Annotated in this window: 14 protein-coding genes; 9 read left to right on the forward strand and 5 right to left on the reverse strand. The window is 71.8% G+C overall.

The window, feature by feature from the left end:
- Positions 1–41 precede the first annotated feature (41 nt).
- The 3 genes from ACZ499_RS21205 to ACZ499_RS21215 all read left to right on the forward strand — a co-directional run bounded on the left by ACZ499_RS21205 (position 42) and on the right by ACZ499_RS21215 (position 2388).
- Entirely contained in the window at positions 42–467 is a 426-nt protein-coding gene (locus ACZ499_RS21205; RefSeq protein WP_468408928.1) for a guanyl-specific ribonuclease, read from the forward strand.
- Complete coding sequence (locus ACZ499_RS21210) at positions 464–808, forward strand: barstar family protein (RefSeq protein ID WP_468676958.1); 345 nt, start codon at positions 464–466, stop codon at positions 806–808. The genes ACZ499_RS21205 and ACZ499_RS21210 overlap by 4 nt, the downstream gene beginning before the upstream one ends.
- 137 nt (positions 809–945) lie before the next feature.
- Positions 946–2388, forward strand: a complete 1443-nt coding sequence (locus ACZ499_RS21215) for a GuaB1 family IMP dehydrogenase-related protein (RefSeq protein WP_468676960.1) — start codon at positions 946–948, stop codon at positions 2386–2388.
- A gap of 101 nt (positions 2389–2489) precedes the next feature.
- Here ACZ499_RS21215 and ACZ499_RS21220 read toward each other — a convergent pair whose 3' ends face one another.
- Complete coding sequence (locus tag ACZ499_RS21220) at positions 2490–3473, reverse strand: GDSL-type esterase/lipase family protein (RefSeq protein WP_468676961.1); 984 nt, start codon at positions 3471–3473, stop codon at positions 2490–2492.
- Between the two features lie 358 nt (positions 3474–3831).
- Between ACZ499_RS21220 and ACZ499_RS21225 the strand changes: the two genes are divergently transcribed.
- Together ACZ499_RS21225 and ACZ499_RS21230 are read left to right on the forward strand one after the other, a co-directional pair.
- Positions 3832–5316 carry an amino acid permease gene (locus tag ACZ499_RS21225; protein WP_468408921.1) on the forward strand — a complete coding sequence of 495 codons (1485 nt, stop codon included), beginning with the start codon at positions 3832–3834 and terminating at the stop codon, positions 5314–5316.
- Between the two features lie 10 nt (positions 5317–5326).
- Positions 5327–5782 carry an Lrp/AsnC family transcriptional regulator gene (locus ACZ499_RS21230; protein ID WP_385546562.1) on the forward strand — a complete coding sequence of 152 codons (456 nt, stop codon included), beginning with the start codon at positions 5327–5329 and terminating at the stop codon, positions 5780–5782.
- A 16-nt stretch (positions 5783–5798) separates the two neighbouring features.
- On the opposite strand, the gene ACZ499_RS21235 is transcribed toward ACZ499_RS21230, so the two are convergent.
- On the reverse strand, positions 5799–6365 hold the full coding sequence (locus ACZ499_RS21235; RefSeq protein ID WP_468676965.1) for a Repetin: 567 nt from the start codon (positions 6363–6365) through the stop codon (positions 5799–5801).
- Positions 6366–6679: 314 nt separating this feature from the next.
- Here ACZ499_RS21235 and ACZ499_RS21240 point away from each other — a divergent pair, with 314 nt between their 5' ends.
- Together ACZ499_RS21240 and ACZ499_RS21245 are read left to right on the forward strand one after the other, a co-directional pair.
- Entirely contained in the window at positions 6680–7477 is a 798-nt protein-coding gene (locus ACZ499_RS21240; RefSeq protein ID WP_468676967.1) for a carbon-nitrogen hydrolase family protein, read from the forward strand.
- Positions 7478–7533: 56 nt separating this feature from the next.
- On the forward strand, positions 7534–9243 hold the full coding sequence (locus tag ACZ499_RS21245; RefSeq protein WP_468676969.1) for a flavin monoamine oxidase family protein: 1710 nt from the start codon (positions 7534–7536) through the stop codon (positions 9241–9243).
- 101 nt (positions 9244–9344) lie between these two features.
- Here ACZ499_RS21245 and ACZ499_RS21250 read toward each other — a convergent pair whose 3' ends face one another.
- Both ACZ499_RS21250 and ACZ499_RS21255 read right to left on the reverse strand, forming a co-directional pair.
- Entirely contained in the window at positions 9345–10274 is a 930-nt protein-coding gene (locus ACZ499_RS21250) for an LLM class F420-dependent oxidoreductase (protein ID WP_468408913.1), read from the reverse strand.
- A complete protein-coding gene (locus ACZ499_RS21255; protein WP_468676971.1) occupies positions 10238–11005 on the reverse strand; it encodes a DUF5995 family protein in 768 nt (255 codons plus the stop codon). The genes ACZ499_RS21250 and ACZ499_RS21255 overlap by 37 nt, the downstream gene beginning before the upstream one ends.
- A gap of 188 nt (positions 11006–11193) precedes the next feature.
- Here ACZ499_RS21255 and ACZ499_RS21260 point away from each other — a divergent pair, with 188 nt between their 5' ends.
- Entirely contained in the window at positions 11194–12297 is a 1104-nt protein-coding gene (locus ACZ499_RS21260) for a glycoside hydrolase family 6 protein (protein ID WP_468677079.1), read from the forward strand.
- Here the strand turns inward: ACZ499_RS21260 and ACZ499_RS21265 are convergent.
- Positions 12279–13697: a uracil-xanthine permease family protein gene (locus ACZ499_RS21265; protein ID WP_468676973.1), complete on the reverse strand. Its 1419-nt coding sequence runs from the start codon at positions 13695–13697 to the stop codon at positions 12279–12281. The genes ACZ499_RS21260 and ACZ499_RS21265 overlap by 19 nt on opposite strands.
- 229 nt (positions 13698–13926) lie before the next feature.
- Here ACZ499_RS21265 and ACZ499_RS21270 point away from each other — a divergent pair, with 229 nt between their 5' ends.
- Positions 13927–15225, forward strand: a complete 1299-nt coding sequence (locus ACZ499_RS21270; protein WP_468677081.1) for an alginate lyase family protein — start codon at positions 13927–13929, stop codon at positions 15223–15225.
- Positions 15226–15417: the final 192 nt, after the last annotated feature.

Genomic DNA, 15417 nt, shown 5'->3' on the forward strand with positions numbered 1-15417 from the left:
GCGCGTTCGCGTCCGCAGGCTCTGGATGGCAGCATCGGCCCATGCTCACCAGGTCCGCCCGAACGACCGTCGCCGTCCTGCTCGCGTGCCTGGCGCTCCTGCTCACGGGGTGCGGGGGCGCGTCGAAGAAGGACGTCGAGCCGTCCGGGGCCACCGCCTCCGGCGCCGCCACACCCGGCTGGGCGAAGGGCCGGGCCACGGTCCGCGCCTCCCAGCTGCCGCCCGAGGCACAGCAGACCCTGAAGCTGATCGACCAGGGCGGCCCGTTCCCGTACGCCAAGGACGGCACGGTCTTCGGGAACTTCGAGAAGGCCCTGCCGCAGCAGAAGCGCGGCTACTACCACGAGTACACGGTCGACACCCCGAAGTCGCGCGACCGCGGCGCCCGGCGCCTGGTCACCGGGCAGAGCGGCGAGGTCTACTACACCGGCGACCACTACAAGACGTTCAAGGCGGTGCTGCGATGACGGCCGACCCGTTCGACGCCGTACGGGCCACCGGCTGGCAGGTCGACGTGCTCGACCTCGCCGGGGTCACCGACAAGGCCGGTTTCATGGACCGCTGCGCCCGCGCACTGCGCCTGCCGGAGTGGTTCGGCCGCAACTGGGACGCCCTCGCCGACTGCCTCGGCGACCCCGACTGGGGCCCGGCCGACCCCGGCCGACTGATTGTGGTGCGGCGCTGGCAGGGCTACGCGGCGGCGCGCCCCGACGAGTGGGAGACCGCGCGGGACGTGCTCGACGAGGCGTCGGTCGGCGGTGACGGCGGCACCCTCGCCGTGGTGCTCGCGCTGGGCGCCTTCGTGTGATCCCACCAGGGGGGTGTCCAACCCCTGGACGATCGGCCCGGGCAGCGCAATCACCCGAACATGGGACAATGAAGTACGTGCGTTTAGCCCCGGCTGAAATGCCTGGGGTCACTCCGATCGACTGGGATGTTCTGCACGTGCGTTTCCTCAATGACATCAAGCCGCCGTACGACCTGACGTACGACGATGTGTTCATGGTCCCCAGCCGCTCCGCGGTGGGCTCCCGCCAGGGCGTCGACCTGGCCTCGCCCGACGGCTCGGGCACCACGATCCCGCTCGTCGTCGCCAACATGACGGCGATCGCGGGACGGCGGATGGCCGAGACCGTGGCGCGCCGCGGCGGCATCGTCGTCATCCCGCAGGACATTCCGATCGATGTCGTCACCGACGTCATCACCTGGGTCAAGACGCGTCACCACGTCCTCGACACCCCGATCGTCCTCGCCCCGAGCCAGACCGTCGCCGACGCGCTCGCGCTGCTGCCCAAGCGCGCCCACAACGCGGGTGTCGTCGTCGACGCCGAAGGGCGCCCGGTCGGTGTCGTCACCGACGAGGACCTGACCGGCGTCGACCGCTTCACGCAGCTCTCCGAGGTCATGTCCAAGGACCTGCTGCTGCTCGACGCGGACATCGACCCGGGCGAGGCGTTCACCAGGCTCGACAACGCCAACCGCCGCTACGCCCCGGCCGTGGACAGGGACGGCCGCCTGGCCGGCATCCTGACCCGCAAGGGCGCCCTGCGCGCGACCCTGTACACCCCGGCGACCGACGCCGGCGGCAAGCTGCGCATCGCCGCCGCCGTCGGCATCAACGGCGACGTCGCGGGCAAGGCCAAGCAGCTCCTCGACGCCGGTGCGGACACGATCGTCGTGGACACCGCGCACGGCCACCAGGAGTCGATGATCGCCGCGATCAAGGCCGTCCGCGGCCTCGACCCGCAGGTCCCGATCGTCGCGGGCAACATCGTCGCCGCCGAGGGCGTGCGCGACCTCATCGAGGCCGGCGCCGACATCATCAAGGTCGGTGTGGGCCCCGGCGCCATGTGCACCACCCGGATGATGACGGGCGTGGGCCGCCCGCAGTTCTCCGCCGTCCTGGAGTGCGCCGCCGAGGCGAAGAAGTTCGGCAAGCACGTCTGGGCCGACGGTGGTGTGCGCCACCCGCGCGACGTCGCCATGGCGCTCGCCGCCGGTGCCTCCAACGTCATGATCGGCTCCTGGTTCGCCGGTACGTACGAGTCCCCGGGCGACCTCCAGCAGACCGCCGACGGGCGTCTGTACAAGGAGTCGTTCGGCATGGCCTCGGCCCGCGCCGTCCGCAACCGCACGAGCGACGAGTCCGCGTACGACCGGGCCCGCAAGGCGCTGTTCGAGGAGGGCATCTCCACGTCGCGGATGTTCCTCGACCCGACGCGGCCGGGCGTGGAGGACCTGATCGACTCGATCATCGCGGGCGTCCGCTCCTCCTGCACGTACGCGGGCGCGAGCTCGCTGGCGGAGTTCGAGGAGAAGGCGGTCGTGGGGATCCAGTCCGCGGCCGGTTACGCCGAGGGCAAGCCGCTGCACGCGAGCTGGAGCTAGTAGTTGGTCTCGGGGTTCGTCTGCGGGGCCGTTGTGGCTGGTCGCGCAGTTCCTCGCGCCCCTTGAGAGTCGGGCCCCCGCGCTTTGCGCGGGGGCCCACTTCATAGGTGGGGGCGCAGCGCCTCCGCCACCGCCTGCGCGATCTTCTCGTGGCCCCCGTCGTTCGGGTGCAAGCCGTCGTCCAAGTCCGACGGGGTCAGCAGGTCGCGTCCAGGAAGCACGTGAAGGTGGCTGTCGCCGCCCGTGATGCGGTCCCGGGCCGCCGCCTCCATCGCGGTGCGCAAGGCGCTCAGAGTGGCGCCCAGGGCGTTCGGGGTCCGCTCGGCGGCCGGGCGCAGCAGCGGGGAGAGCAGCAGGAGCGGGGTGTGCGGGTGGCCCCGGCGCACCAGGGCGAGGAACGCGCGCGTCGTCTCGTACAGCAGCGGCGCCGAAGTCGGCACGCCCGACCAGCAGTTGGTGCCGAACGCGAGGGTGAGGACGTCGGCGGGCAGGGACGCGAGCTGTTCGGCGGTGGCGAGTTCGCCGCGCGCGGCCCCCGCGTAACCGAGGTTGACGGTGTCCAGGCCGAGCGCGCGCCCGGCCGCGGCGGGCCAGGCGTGGGCGGGGCGGGTCGACCACCAGCCCTCGGTGATCGAGTCGCCGTGGACCAGCCAGCGCGGGCCGCGCGGCGCGGGCGCGAGCGTGCCGCCGACCCCGCGGAGGGCGAGGATCCGGGGCGAGCGGTCCTGGGGCGGATGGACCGTGAACGGGCCGCCGCCGGGCGGGAGTCGGAGTACGGCGACCGCCTCCTCGGCCGGTGCCACGGCCGTCTCGTGGACGCGGCTGCCGTCCGTCCAGAGCGCGAAGGTGTGGGCGAGCGCGCGCATCCTCTCGGTGGGCGCGGGCACCTCGGCGCGGTAGCGGATCTCCACGGCCGACGCGCCGTCGGCCGCGAATTCGAGCCGCACCCCGATGGGCAGCCCGGCCCGTTCCGCCGTGTCCCAGGGCAGCCGGGCCAGGTCGTCGGGGTCGGCGCGCACCGGCCGGCCCTTCGCGTCCCGCCAGGCCACTCCGCGCAGAAACGGATCCGGGTCCAGCCAGGTCATCGGTGCCTCCGATCGTCGGGTGCCCGAGCGGGCCGGGAAGGTGTCGGGGACCTCACTCCTACCCCGCCGCGCCGGGCCCGCGCACACCGTTCACGCACGGATCGAACGCCGATGCGCAACAAACACCCATCCGTCGCTCTTGTGCGCAATGATCATTCGCCGATGCGCAAGGTTGCTGCATTACGAGCGGGAAGCGGAACCCTTTACTCTTCTCGCGATACGTGGAGTGGCGGCGACCGCTTGCTCGGCGGTACCGGCCACGGTGTGCTCAGTCATGCCCGGATTGCCCCTTCGTACGGGAAGGGCCGGACCGTCGCGGTCGTCGGCTCCCGAAGGCAGCGACAAGGAGCCCACTGAAGTGTTGGACCACGGCACAGCGCCCCCCACCGCAGCAGCACCGGCCACCGGGGCGCAGCGGCCCGGCAACCCGCTGTTGCGGCGCAAGCCGGTAGAACTGCTGGTCGCCGAGGGCGGCAAGGGCGAGGGCGGCACTCTGCGCCGCACCCTCGGCATGTGGCAGCTCACGATGATCAGCATCGGCGCCACGCTCGGCACCGGCATCTTCGTCGTCCTGGGCGAGGCCGTCCCCGAGGCCGGACCGGCGGTCACCCTGTCGTTCGTCCTCGCCGGGCTCACCGCGCTGTTCTCCGCGCTCTCCTACGCCGAGCTGGCGGGCTCCATCCCCGTCGCGGGCTCCTCGTATTCGTACGCGTACGCAACGCTGGGCGAACTCGTCGCCTGGATCTGCGGCTGGTGCCTGATCCTGGAGTACGGCGTCTCGGTCGCGGCCGTGGCCGTCGGCTGGGGCCAGTACCTCAATGAGCTCCTGGACGGGACCATCGGCGTCACCATCCCGGACGCGCTCTCCGCGCCGCCCGGCGACGGCGGGATATTCAACCTGCCCGCGCTGATCGTCGTGCTGCTCGCGATGGTGTTCCTGCTCGGCGGTGCCCGCGAGTCGGCCCGCGCGAACACCATCATGGTCGCGGTGAAGATCGTCACCCTGGTGCTCTTCTGCTCGATCGGCATCATGGGCTTCAAGTCCGGCAACTACTCCGACTTCATGCCGCTGGGCATGGCCGGTGTCAGCGCCGCGGGCTCCTCGCTCTTCTTCTCCTACATCGGCTTCGACGCCGCCTCCACCGCCGGTGAGGAGGCCAAGAACCCGCAGCGTGACCTGCCGCGCGCGATCATGCTCTCGCTGATCATCGTCACCGCGCTGTACGTCCTGGTCGCCGCCGTCGCCGTGGGCGCCCGCAAGTGGAGCACCTTCGAGGGCAGCGAGGCGACTCTCGCCGCGATCATGAACGACGTCAGCGGCCAGGCCTTCTGGGGCACGCTGCTCGCCGCCGGCGCCGTCATCTCCATCGCCAGCGTGGTGCTGACCGTGCTGTACGGCCAGACCCGCATCCTGTTCTCGATGTCCCGCGACGGCCTGGTCCCCAAGGTCTTCGGCAAGGTCCACCCGAAGACCGGCACCCCCCGCGCCAACACGGTCATCGTGTCGCTCTTCTGCGGTGTGCTCGCCGCGGCCATCCCGCTCGGCGACCTCGTCGACGCCACCAGCATCGGCACGCTCTTCGCCTTCGCGCTGGTCAACGTGGCCGTCATCGTCCTGCGCCGGACCCGCCCGGACATGCCGCGCACCTTCCGCGCCCCGCTCGGCTGGCTCTGCCCGATCCTCGGCTTCTTCTTCTGCATCTACATGATGAAGGGCCTCGGCACGTCCACCTGGACCGTGTTCGGAGTCTGGATGGCCGTCGGTCTCGTGATCTACTTCGGATACGGCATCCGCCGCTCCCGACTGGCCACGGCCACGGACACCGTATCCGCAGAGAAGTGATCCACCCGCAGTGCGACTCAATGACCTCGACGAGCGCATCGTCCACGCGCTCGCTGAAGACGCCCGCCGCTCCTACGCCGACATCGGCTCGCTGATCGGCCTGTCCGCGCCCGCAGTGAAGCGGCGCGTGGACCGGCTGCGCGCCGAGGGGGCCATCACCGGATTCACCGTCCGGGTGGACCCCGCGGCGCTCGGCTGGGAGACCGAGGGCTTCATTGAGATCTACTGCCGCCGCAACACCTCGCCCGACGCCATCAGGCGCGGCCTGGAGCGGTACCCCGAGGTCGTGTCCGCCTCCACCGTCACCGGTGAGGCGGACGCGATCGTCCAGGTCTTCGCCTCGGACATGCGCCACTTCGAGCGGGTCCTGGAGCGGATCGCGGGCGAGCCGTACGTGGAGCGGACGAAGTCGGTCCTGGTGCTCTCTCCGCTGCTCAGACGGTTCTCGTCGGGCTCGCCCGCCTGACCGGGGCGATCGGGCCCTAGTTGTACGGGACCTGCCACGGCAGCACATGGAAGTCGCCCGTGCCCGCCTTCACCTTCTCGAAGGGGGCGGCGCTCATGCACTTGGGCAGCTTCTTGGCCTCCTCGTCGTCCGAGCCGATCCAGCTGTAGCCGAGCCGGTCGTGCGGGCCCTGGTCGTTGACCGAGACACCGACGCGCTTGCCCTTGAACGGGGTGTCGCTCTCGGTGACGATCCCGGTCACCACCGCGACCTTGCCGCCGGTGATCAGGCAGTCGACCTTCGCCTTGGCCGTACCGGTCCGGCCGTCCGGGAAGACGTGCCGGAAGCTGAACGTGCCGAACGCCTTCTCCGGGTCCTTGTTGTCCTTCGCGGCCAGATGCGCGTCGAAGGAGAAGGTGATGTCGTCACCGGCCGGGCGGTAGAGCTTGGCCGTGCCCGTGAGCGCTGCCGCCTCGCGCGGCGCGCCCCGCCCGGCCCCGTTGTCCGAGGCGACCGCCGACCCGGCGGCGCCCGCGCCGATCAGCAGGGCCGCTGCCAGCGCCAGGGTGCGGGTACGGGGGCGGGAGAGGGCGGGACGGTTCATTGCGGGTCCTCCGAAGCGGTCGTGCTGCGCGGCGCCCGGTTCCTCCGGGCGCACTCAGCTTCCCGCCGCTGCCGGGCCCGCCGCATCGCACCCGAGGAGGGACCGCCTCCGCCGTACGGCGGGGGAGCGGGCCCTCGGGTACACCCCAAGGCGTAAGGGCCAGGTCAACGCCACGCAACGAATCGCCGCCGAGGACCCCCGACGCGCAATGAAACATCCTCCGGCGCGCAACGGTCGCGCCTTGTCCGGGCCGAAGGCCGGAACGTACCGTCATATGCGACCCCCTCACCCCCTTACGCCCCCCGAGGTCTGCCATGCCGCCGCTGCGCACCGCCCTGCTTCAGAGCTCCGGCCGTCCGGGTGACGTCGCCGCGAACCTGAAGGTGCTGGACGAGGCGGCGGGCCGGGCCGCGGCGACCGGGGCCGGGCTCATCGTGTGTCCCGAGATGTTCCTCACCGGCTACGCCATCGGGGACGACGTGCCCAAGCTCGCCGAGGCCGCCGACGGGCCCGGGGCGCAGGCAGTCGCCGAGATCGCGGTGCGGCACGGGCTCGCGGTGCTCTACGGCTACCCGGAGCGGGACGGCGAGACCGTCTACAACTCGGCCCAGCTCATCGACGCCGACGGGCAGCGCCTGGCGAACTACCGCAAGACCCACCTCTTCGGCTGCTTCGAGCAGGAGTGGTTCACCCCCGGCGACCAGCAGGTCGTCCAGGCCGAGCTGAACGGGCTGCGGCTGGGGACAATGATCTGCTACGACGTGGAGTTCCCCGAGAACGTCCGGGCGCACGCGCTGGCAGGCACCGACCTCCTCCTGGTGCCCACCGCGCAGATGCACCCCTTCCAGTTCGTCGCCGAGTCCGTGGTGCCGGTGCGCGCCTTCGAGAACCAGATGTACATCGCGTACGTCAACCGGACCGGTCCCGAGGGCGAGTTCGAGTTCGTCGGGCTGAGCTGTCTGGCCGGGCCCGACGGAACCGCCCGGGCCCGCGCGGGCCGCGAGGCCGAACTGGTCGTCGGTGACGCCGACCCCGAGTTCCTGGCCGCCTCGCGCGCCGACAACCCGTATCTGCGGGACCGCCGCCCAGGCCTCTACACCTCCCTCGTCTGACCCGGACCCTTCCGGCCGCCCCACCCCCCTCGTACTGTGCAAGGAGTCCGTACCCCATGACGTCCACGGTGCCCACCGCTGTCCCGCACACCGACGGCCAGCCGCCGATCACCATGTTCGGTCCGGACTTCCCCTACGCGTACGACGACTTCCTGGCCCACCCGGCCGGGCTCGGTCAGATACCCGCGACTGAGCACGGCACCGAGGTCGCCGTCATCGGCGGCGGTCTGTCCGGCATCATCTCCGCGTACGAGCTGATGAAGATGGGCCTCAAGCCCGTCGTGTACGAGGCCGACCAGATCGGGGGGCGGCTGCGCACCGTCGAGTTCGACGGGCCCGGCACGGACGGTCTGACCGCCGAGATGGGCGCGATGCGCTTCCCGCCCTCCTCGACGGCGCTCCAGCACTACATCGACCTCGTGGGCCTGGTCACCGAGCCGTTCCCGAACCCGCTCGCCGAGGCCACCCCCTCGACGGTCGTCGACCTCAAGGGCGAGACGCACTACGCCGAGACCATCGCCGACCTGCCGCAGGTCTACCGCGATGTGTCCGCCGCGTGGAACGCCTGTCTGGACGAGGGCGCCGACTTCTCCGACATGAACACGGCGATGCGCGAGCGGGACGTCCCGCGCATCCGCGAGATCTGGGCCAAGCTCGTCGAGAAGCTCGACGACGAGACCTTCTACGGGTTCCTCTGCAAGTCGGAGGCCTTCAAGTCCTTCCGCCACCGCGAGATCTTCGGCCAGGTCGGCTTCGGCACCGGCGGCTGGGACACCGACTTCCCCAACTCCATCCTGGAGATCCTGCGCGTCGTCTACACCGAGGCGGACGACCACCACCGCGGCATCGTCGGCGGCTCCCAGCAGCTGCCGCTGCGGCTGTGGGAGCGCGAGCCGGAGAAGATCGTGCACTGGGCGCAGGGCACCTCGCTCTCCTCGCTGCACGAGGGCACGCCGCGTCCGGCGGTGACCCGGCTGACCCGCACCGCGGGCAACCGGATCACGGTGACCGACGCGTCCGGAGACATCCGCACCTACCGTGCGGCGATCTTCACCGCGCAGTCCTGGATGCTGCTCTCCAAGATCGCGTGCGACGACTCGCTCTTCCCGATCGACCACTGGACGGCGATGGAGCGCACCCACTACATGGAGAGCTCCAAGCTCTTCGTGCCGGTGGACCGGCCGTTCTGGCTGGACAAGGCCGTCGACGACAGGGGAAACCCGACCGGCCGTGACGTCATGTCGATGACGCTGACGGACCGGATGACCCGAGGCACCTACCTGCTCGACAACGGGCCGGACCAGCCCGCCGTCATCTGCCTCTCCTACACCTGGTGCGACGACAGCCTGAAGTGGCTGCCGCTGTCGGCGAGTGAGCGGATGGAGGTCATGCTCAAGTCGCTCGGCGAGATCTACCCGAAGGTCGACATCCGCAAGCACATCATCGGCAACCCGGTGACCGTGTCGTGGGAGAACGAGCCCTACTTCATGGGCGCGTTCAAGGCGAACCTGCCGGGCCACTACCGCTACCAGCGCCGTCTGTTCACGCACTTCATGCAGGACTCGCTGCCCGAGGACAAGCGGGGCATCTTCCTCGCGGGCGACGACATCTCCTGGACGGCGGGCTGGGCCGAGGGCGCGGTGCAGACCGCGCTGAACGCGGTGTGGGGCGTCATGCACCACCTCGGCGGCGCGACGGACGGCACCAACCCCGGCCCGGGCGACCTGTACGACGAGATCGCCCCGGTCGAGCTGCCGGAGGACTGACGGCCACCGGCGGCCGATGACGGCCGATGGCGGCAGGGGCTCGGGGCTTTCGCCCCCGGGCCCCTTTTCGTTCGCAGCCGATCCGTTCGCAGCCGATCCGTCTACAGCCCCGCCGCGCGCGCCAGCCCGTACACCTCCGCCGCCACGTCCTTCAGCTCCTCCGCGTCGCGCGTGGTGCCCTGGAGGTCGAGCAGGAACTCGCCTATGCCCTCATGGGCGTGGGCCACCAGGTCCTCGACTATCTGCGCGGCGCTGCCGGCGAACTGGGGGCGGTCGGAGCCCTCGTACGGCTTCGGGCTGTACCGCGCGTTCACGCGGACGCACACCTCTATCGCGCGCTCCCGGCCGCGCTCGGCGGCCAGCTCCCGCAGCTCTGTCCACGCCTTGGCGAGCTGGTCCGCGCCCTGGGCCACCGGCATCCAGCCGTCCGCCCGGTCCACCACCCGGCGGACCGCCCTCGGGCCCGCCGCCGCGAGGTACACCGGGATCGGCCGGGCCGGCTTGGGGCCGACCTCGGAGGGGGCGATGGTGGTCAACTCGCCCTCGTACGCGACCGGGTCCGGGCCCCAGACCGCCGCGAACACGTCCAGCGTCTCGTCGAGCACCTTGCCGCGCTGCTCGAACGGTGCCACGGCCGCCGCCGCGTACTCGTCGAGGGACCAGCCCGTGCCGATCCCCGCGAGGACCCGGCCACCGCTCGCCGCGTCCAGCGAGGCGAGCGAGCGGGCCAGCTGGAACGGCACGTGCAACGGCGCCACGAGCACGCTCGTGCCCAGGCGCGCCCGCTCGGTGGCCGCCGCCGCGAGAGTGAGCGAGACCAGCGGATCGGCCACCGACCGGTAGGTATCAGGCCAGGCCAAATCCGGTATTCCGTACAGCCCCTGGGTCGTGGGCGTAGGGAAGATCACCCGCTCGAACACCCACAGGCTCTCGTAGCCCAACTCCTCGGCGGCGCGCGCGACCGTGGGAATGTCCCGCCCGATGTCGTACTGCCTCATCTGCGGAAGGCCGAGTCCGAGCCGGATTGCCATGAGTGAACTCCTCGTGCCGAAGAAGGGGTTGCGTAGGGCGTCAGCAGGCACCGCCCCACCAGGCCGACACCCGCGTCCATCCGCTCTCTGAACTCCCGGGACAGGTCGGGAAGTTCCCGCAGCCTCCACAGCAACCGGGCCGACGACCAGGCCGCGTCGCGCGCCCGCTCCAGGCTCCACGACGCCAGCAGGTGCGTGAGCGGGTCCGCGACCTCCAGCAGATCGGGCCCGGGCATCAGCTCCTCGCGCACCCGTTCCTCCAGCGCCACCAGGGTGTCGCCGACCCGTTCGAAGTCCCGCTCAAGCCCGTCCGGCTCGCACTCCAGGGCGCGGCAGCTGTCGACGACGGCGAGCGCCAGGTCGTGCCCGATGTGGGCGTTGATGCCGCAGAGCGCGAACTGGAGGGGGCGTACGCCCGGGTGGCGCCGGTACTGGAAGAGCGGCCGCCAGCATGCGGGCGGCCGCCGCCCCGCCGCCACCGCGTCGACCGCCCGCAGATACCGCCCGGCGAAGAGCACGTCCAGCGTCGCCGCTGCCCGAGAGTCGTCGAACGCTCCCCGGGTGAGGGACCGGCCGATCTCCTCGGTGACCGCCAGATAGACCCGGTTGAAGACGGCCAGGCCGTCCTTGGGCGGCAGGCTCGCGCGCAGCGCCCGCATCCGCGCCGCTACGGTGTCCACCGACGCTCCGGAGAGCTCCGTGCCACCTGCCCGCTGTTCGATCAGCACCATGAGGGCAGCGTCCCAGCACCGCGCTTTCCGGGACGCCGCCGGGCCCGGGGCTTCCCCGGAACGGGTGAACACGCGGCCATCGGGGCCTTGGGGGAGGGGAGTTCACGGTGCCGGGAACACCGCCGTCACGCGCGCGTAGGCGCCGGGACGACAGAGCCGCGCGCCGCTCGGCCGTGCGGCGTGCCGCCATGGTGGGGCTGGCCTGTGCGGTCGTGGCCGCCGGCGTGGTCTCGGGCGCCTTGGCGGCCCTCGGGGGCGGGGGCGACGACACGGCCCGGCCCACGGTGACCGCCTCGCCCGCCACGGTGACCCTGCCCGCCGTGCCCACCTCGGCATCCGCGGCGCCGTCGCGTACGCCCGAGACTCGGCGCCCGGCCAAGCCGTCCCTCGCCCCGAAGCCCTCGGCCACCCCGTCGCCGTCGCGGGCGGCGGTCTCCGCCGCGCTCTACCGCTCGCCCGACTCGCAGGTCCTGGACTGGGTACGGGACCACCCCGACGACCCCCGCCGGTCGCTGATCGAGCGGCGGATCGCGGACCAGCCCACGGCCGTCTGGTTCACCGAGTACGACCCCGGCGCGATCACGCGCGAGGTGCGGGCGGTGACCTCGGCGGCGGCCGGACAGGGCCGGGTGCCGGTGCTCGTCCCCTACGCGATTCCCGGCCGGGACTGCGGCGGCGCCTCGCAGGGCGGTGCGCCGAGCCCTGAGGCGTACGACACCTGGATCGGGAACTTCGCGGCGGGGCTCGGGCGTTCACCGGTCATCGTGGTCCTGGAGCCGGACGCGATCGCCCAGTCGGACTGCCTCTCCGAGGGCGAGCGCGCCGCCCGGTTCGCCTCGCTGGCCAGGGCGGGGCGGGCGATCCATACCGCCGACGCCCGGGCCAGGGTGTACTTCGACGCGGGCCACTCCGGATGGCGCGACGCCGGGGAGATGGCCGGGCTGCTGCGCGCGGCGGGCGCGGCCACCAGCGGCGACGGCATCTTCACCAATGTCTCCAACTTCCACCGCACCTCGGACGAAGTGGCGTACGCACGGCGGGTGCTCAAGGCGCTGGGCGGTCCCGCGCGGCTGGGCGCGGTGATCGACACCAGCCGCAACGGCAAAGGCGCGCCGCCCGACGGGGAGTGGTGCGACCCGGCCGGGCGCGCGCTGGGACGCGCCCCGACCACGCACACGGGCGAGGCGCGCATCGACGCCTATCTGTGGGTGAAGGTGCCCGGCGAGTCCGACGGCTGCCGGGGCACGGCGGGCACCTTCACCCCCGACTACGCCTACGACTTGGCGCGCTGAGCCCCCGCGGCCGCGCCGCCCTCGCCGCTGCCGTCGTCGTACGACGACGTGCCCTCGTCGAGCAGCGGCTCCTGCTCCTTGAGATGGGCCGGGGCCAGGGCGCGCAGCACGTGGTAGCCGGTGATGACCACGATGGTGCCGAGGGCGATCCCGCTGAGGCGGAAGTCGTCGGTGAACTTCAGGGTGACGCCGCCGACGCCGATGATGATGCCCGCGGCCGCCGGGACCAGGTTCAGCGGATTGCGCAGGTCCACCTTGGCGTTGATCCAGATCTGGGCGCCCAGGAGGCCGATCATGCCGTACAGGATGACGGTGATGCCGCCGAGGACGCCGCCGGGGATGGCCGCGACGATCGCGCCGAACTTGGGGCAGACGCCGAAGAGCAGCGCGAATCCGGCGGCGGCCCAGTAGGCGGCGGTCGAGTAGACGCGGGTGGCGGCCATGACGCCGATGTTCTCGGAGTAGGTGGTGTTGGGCGGGCCGCCGACGGCGGTGGAGAGCATCGAGGCGGCGCCGTCCGCGGCGATCGCGGTGCCGAGCTTGTCGTCGAGGTCGTCGCCGGTCATCTCGCCGACGGCCTTGACGTGTCCGGCGTTCTCGGCGATCAGCGCGATCACGACGGGGAGTGCGACCAGGATGGCGGACCACTCGAAGTGCGGGGCGTGGAAGGAGGGCAGGCCGATCCAGTCGGCCCTGCCGACGCCGGAGAGGTCGAGCCGCCAGTGGTCGGTGGCCTCGCCCGCGCCCGGAACGGAGTGGATCTTGCCGAAGACGCGGTCGAAGAGCCAGGAGATGCCGTAGCCGAAGAGCAGGCCGAGGAAGATCGCGACCCGGGACCAGAAGCCGCGCAGACAGACCACGGCGAGCCCGGTGAAGAACATCACCAGGAGCGCGGTCCACTGGTCCTGCGGCCAGTACGTGGCCGCGGTGACCGGCGCCAGGTTGAAGCCGATCAGCATGACCACCGCGCCTGTCACGATCGGCGGCATCGCGGCGTGGATGATCCGTGCGCCGAACCGCTGCACCGCCAGGCCCGCCGCGAACAGGACGATGCCGACGACGAAGACCGCGCCGGTGACGGTGGCGCTGGTGCCTCCGGTGGCCCGGATCGCGGCCGCGACGCCGACGAAGGAGAGGGAGCAGCCCAGATAGCTGGGCACCCGGCCCTTGGTGGCGAGCAGGAAGATGACCGTGGCGACGCCGGACATCATGATCGCGAGATTGGGGTCCAGGCCCATGAGGACCGGCGCCACGAAGGACGCGCCGAACATGGCCACCACGTGCTGGGCGCCGAGCCCGATCGTCCGGGGCCAGGAGAGCCGCTCGTCGGGACGGACGACGGCACCCGGGGCGGGGGTCCGCCCGTCACCGTGCAGGGTCCAGCGCACGCCGAGGCCCATGAGTTCGCTCCAGTTCGCTCCGTGCTGAGAAGAATCAGCGCAATGGTAGTGGGCTCCGTGATCTCGGGTCCCATCCGTGAATCCAGCGCCAGGCATTGTCACCCGGAACTGCTGGCCCTACGCTCCAAGCGCCTTATCTGTGAACGCAGTTCAGATATGTGAAGTCTCTGGTTTCTCTACGATGCGAATCTCTAGCTGAGGGGATGCCCCTATGGGTGGCACAGCCGGAATGGGTGGCGGAAGATCTCGCAGTGGGCTCGTGGCGCTGCTGGCCGCGGCCGCGGCCCTCGCGTCGGCGCTCGTACCGGCCGCCTCGCACGCCTCGGAGGCCGCCGCCTCCAAGCCCGCCGCCCCGAAGGCCCCGCACACCGTGGTCGTCGACGGCGCGCGCATGAGGGACGCGCGGCTGCGGCTCGACGCCGGCGACCCGGCGCTGCGCACCGCCGTGGGGAAGCTGACCGCGGCCGCCGACGGCTGGCTCGGGCAGGGGCCCTGGACGGTCGTGGACAAGCCGAAACCCGCGCCGGGCGGCGACCCCCACGACTACCTCAGCCAGGCCCCGTACTGGTGGCCCTCGAAGCCGAAGACCGCCGACAACCCCTGGGGCTGCCCGTACGTGCAGAAGGACGGGCAGCGCAACCCCGAGGTCGACACCGGCACCGACCGGCCCGACCTCGGCAAGGTCGTCAACTCCGTGACGACGCTCAGCCTCGCCTGGTACTACACCGGCCGGCCGCAGTACGCGGAGCAGGCCTCGGCCGCCCTGCGCACCTGGTTCCTGGACCCGGCGACCCGGATGAACCCCAGCCTGGACCACGGGCAGTTCATCCCCTGCAAGTACGACGGCCGGGCCATCGGCATCATCGACTTCTCGCAGCAGTACACCGGCGTCCTCGACGCGGTCGCCGTCCTCGACCTGGGCGCGCCCGGCTGGCGGGCGGACGACCGCGCGCGGATGCTCGACTGGAACAAGAAGTTCCTGAACTGGCTGGTGACTTCTCCCTTCGGCAAGGAGGAGTCGGCCGCCAGGAACAACCACGGCACCTTCCAGGACATGCAGATCGCCGCGCTCGCGCTGGCCACCGGCGACAAGGACCTGGCGCGCAGGACGGTCCGGGGCGCCGAGAGGCTGAGGGTCGATCCGCAGATCGCCGCCGACGGCAGCCAGCCCCAGGAGCTCGCCCGCACCCGCAGCTGGCACTACTCGGCCTTCGACCTGGTGGCGTACACCCGGCTCGCCGCGATCGGCAAGCAGATCGGGTTGGACCTGTGGGGATACCGGGGGCCGCAGGGGCAGAGCCTGTTCAAGGCCGTCGACTATCTGCTGTCAGCGGCGACCGGCGCGGCCGCCTGGCCCCACCCGGAGCTGGAGTTCTACCGGTACGCGGCGAGCGACGTGGTGCACGCGGCGGCCGACGCGGGCGACAAGAAGGCCCGCGCGGCCGTACCGAAGCTCCAGGCGCCGCCCGGCGGTGACCTCTGGGCGCTGCGGCCCGCCGCCGAGCAACTGGACTCGATCGCGGGCTGAGGCGGAAGGAGCGGCCCGGCTGAACCGCCCCCCCCATACGGTTCAGCCGCCGGCTACTGGGCGGCGTCGGTGGACCGCACCGGCGCCGCCCCGGCCGGGGGGGGGGGGGGGAGGGGGGGGAGGCACGCGCGGAACACCGCCGCCCCCACCACCAAACCCCGAACCAAAAACGCCACCAGGCCCAAAAACACC

The organism is Streptomyces sp. NPDC031265, assembly GCF_055570295.1.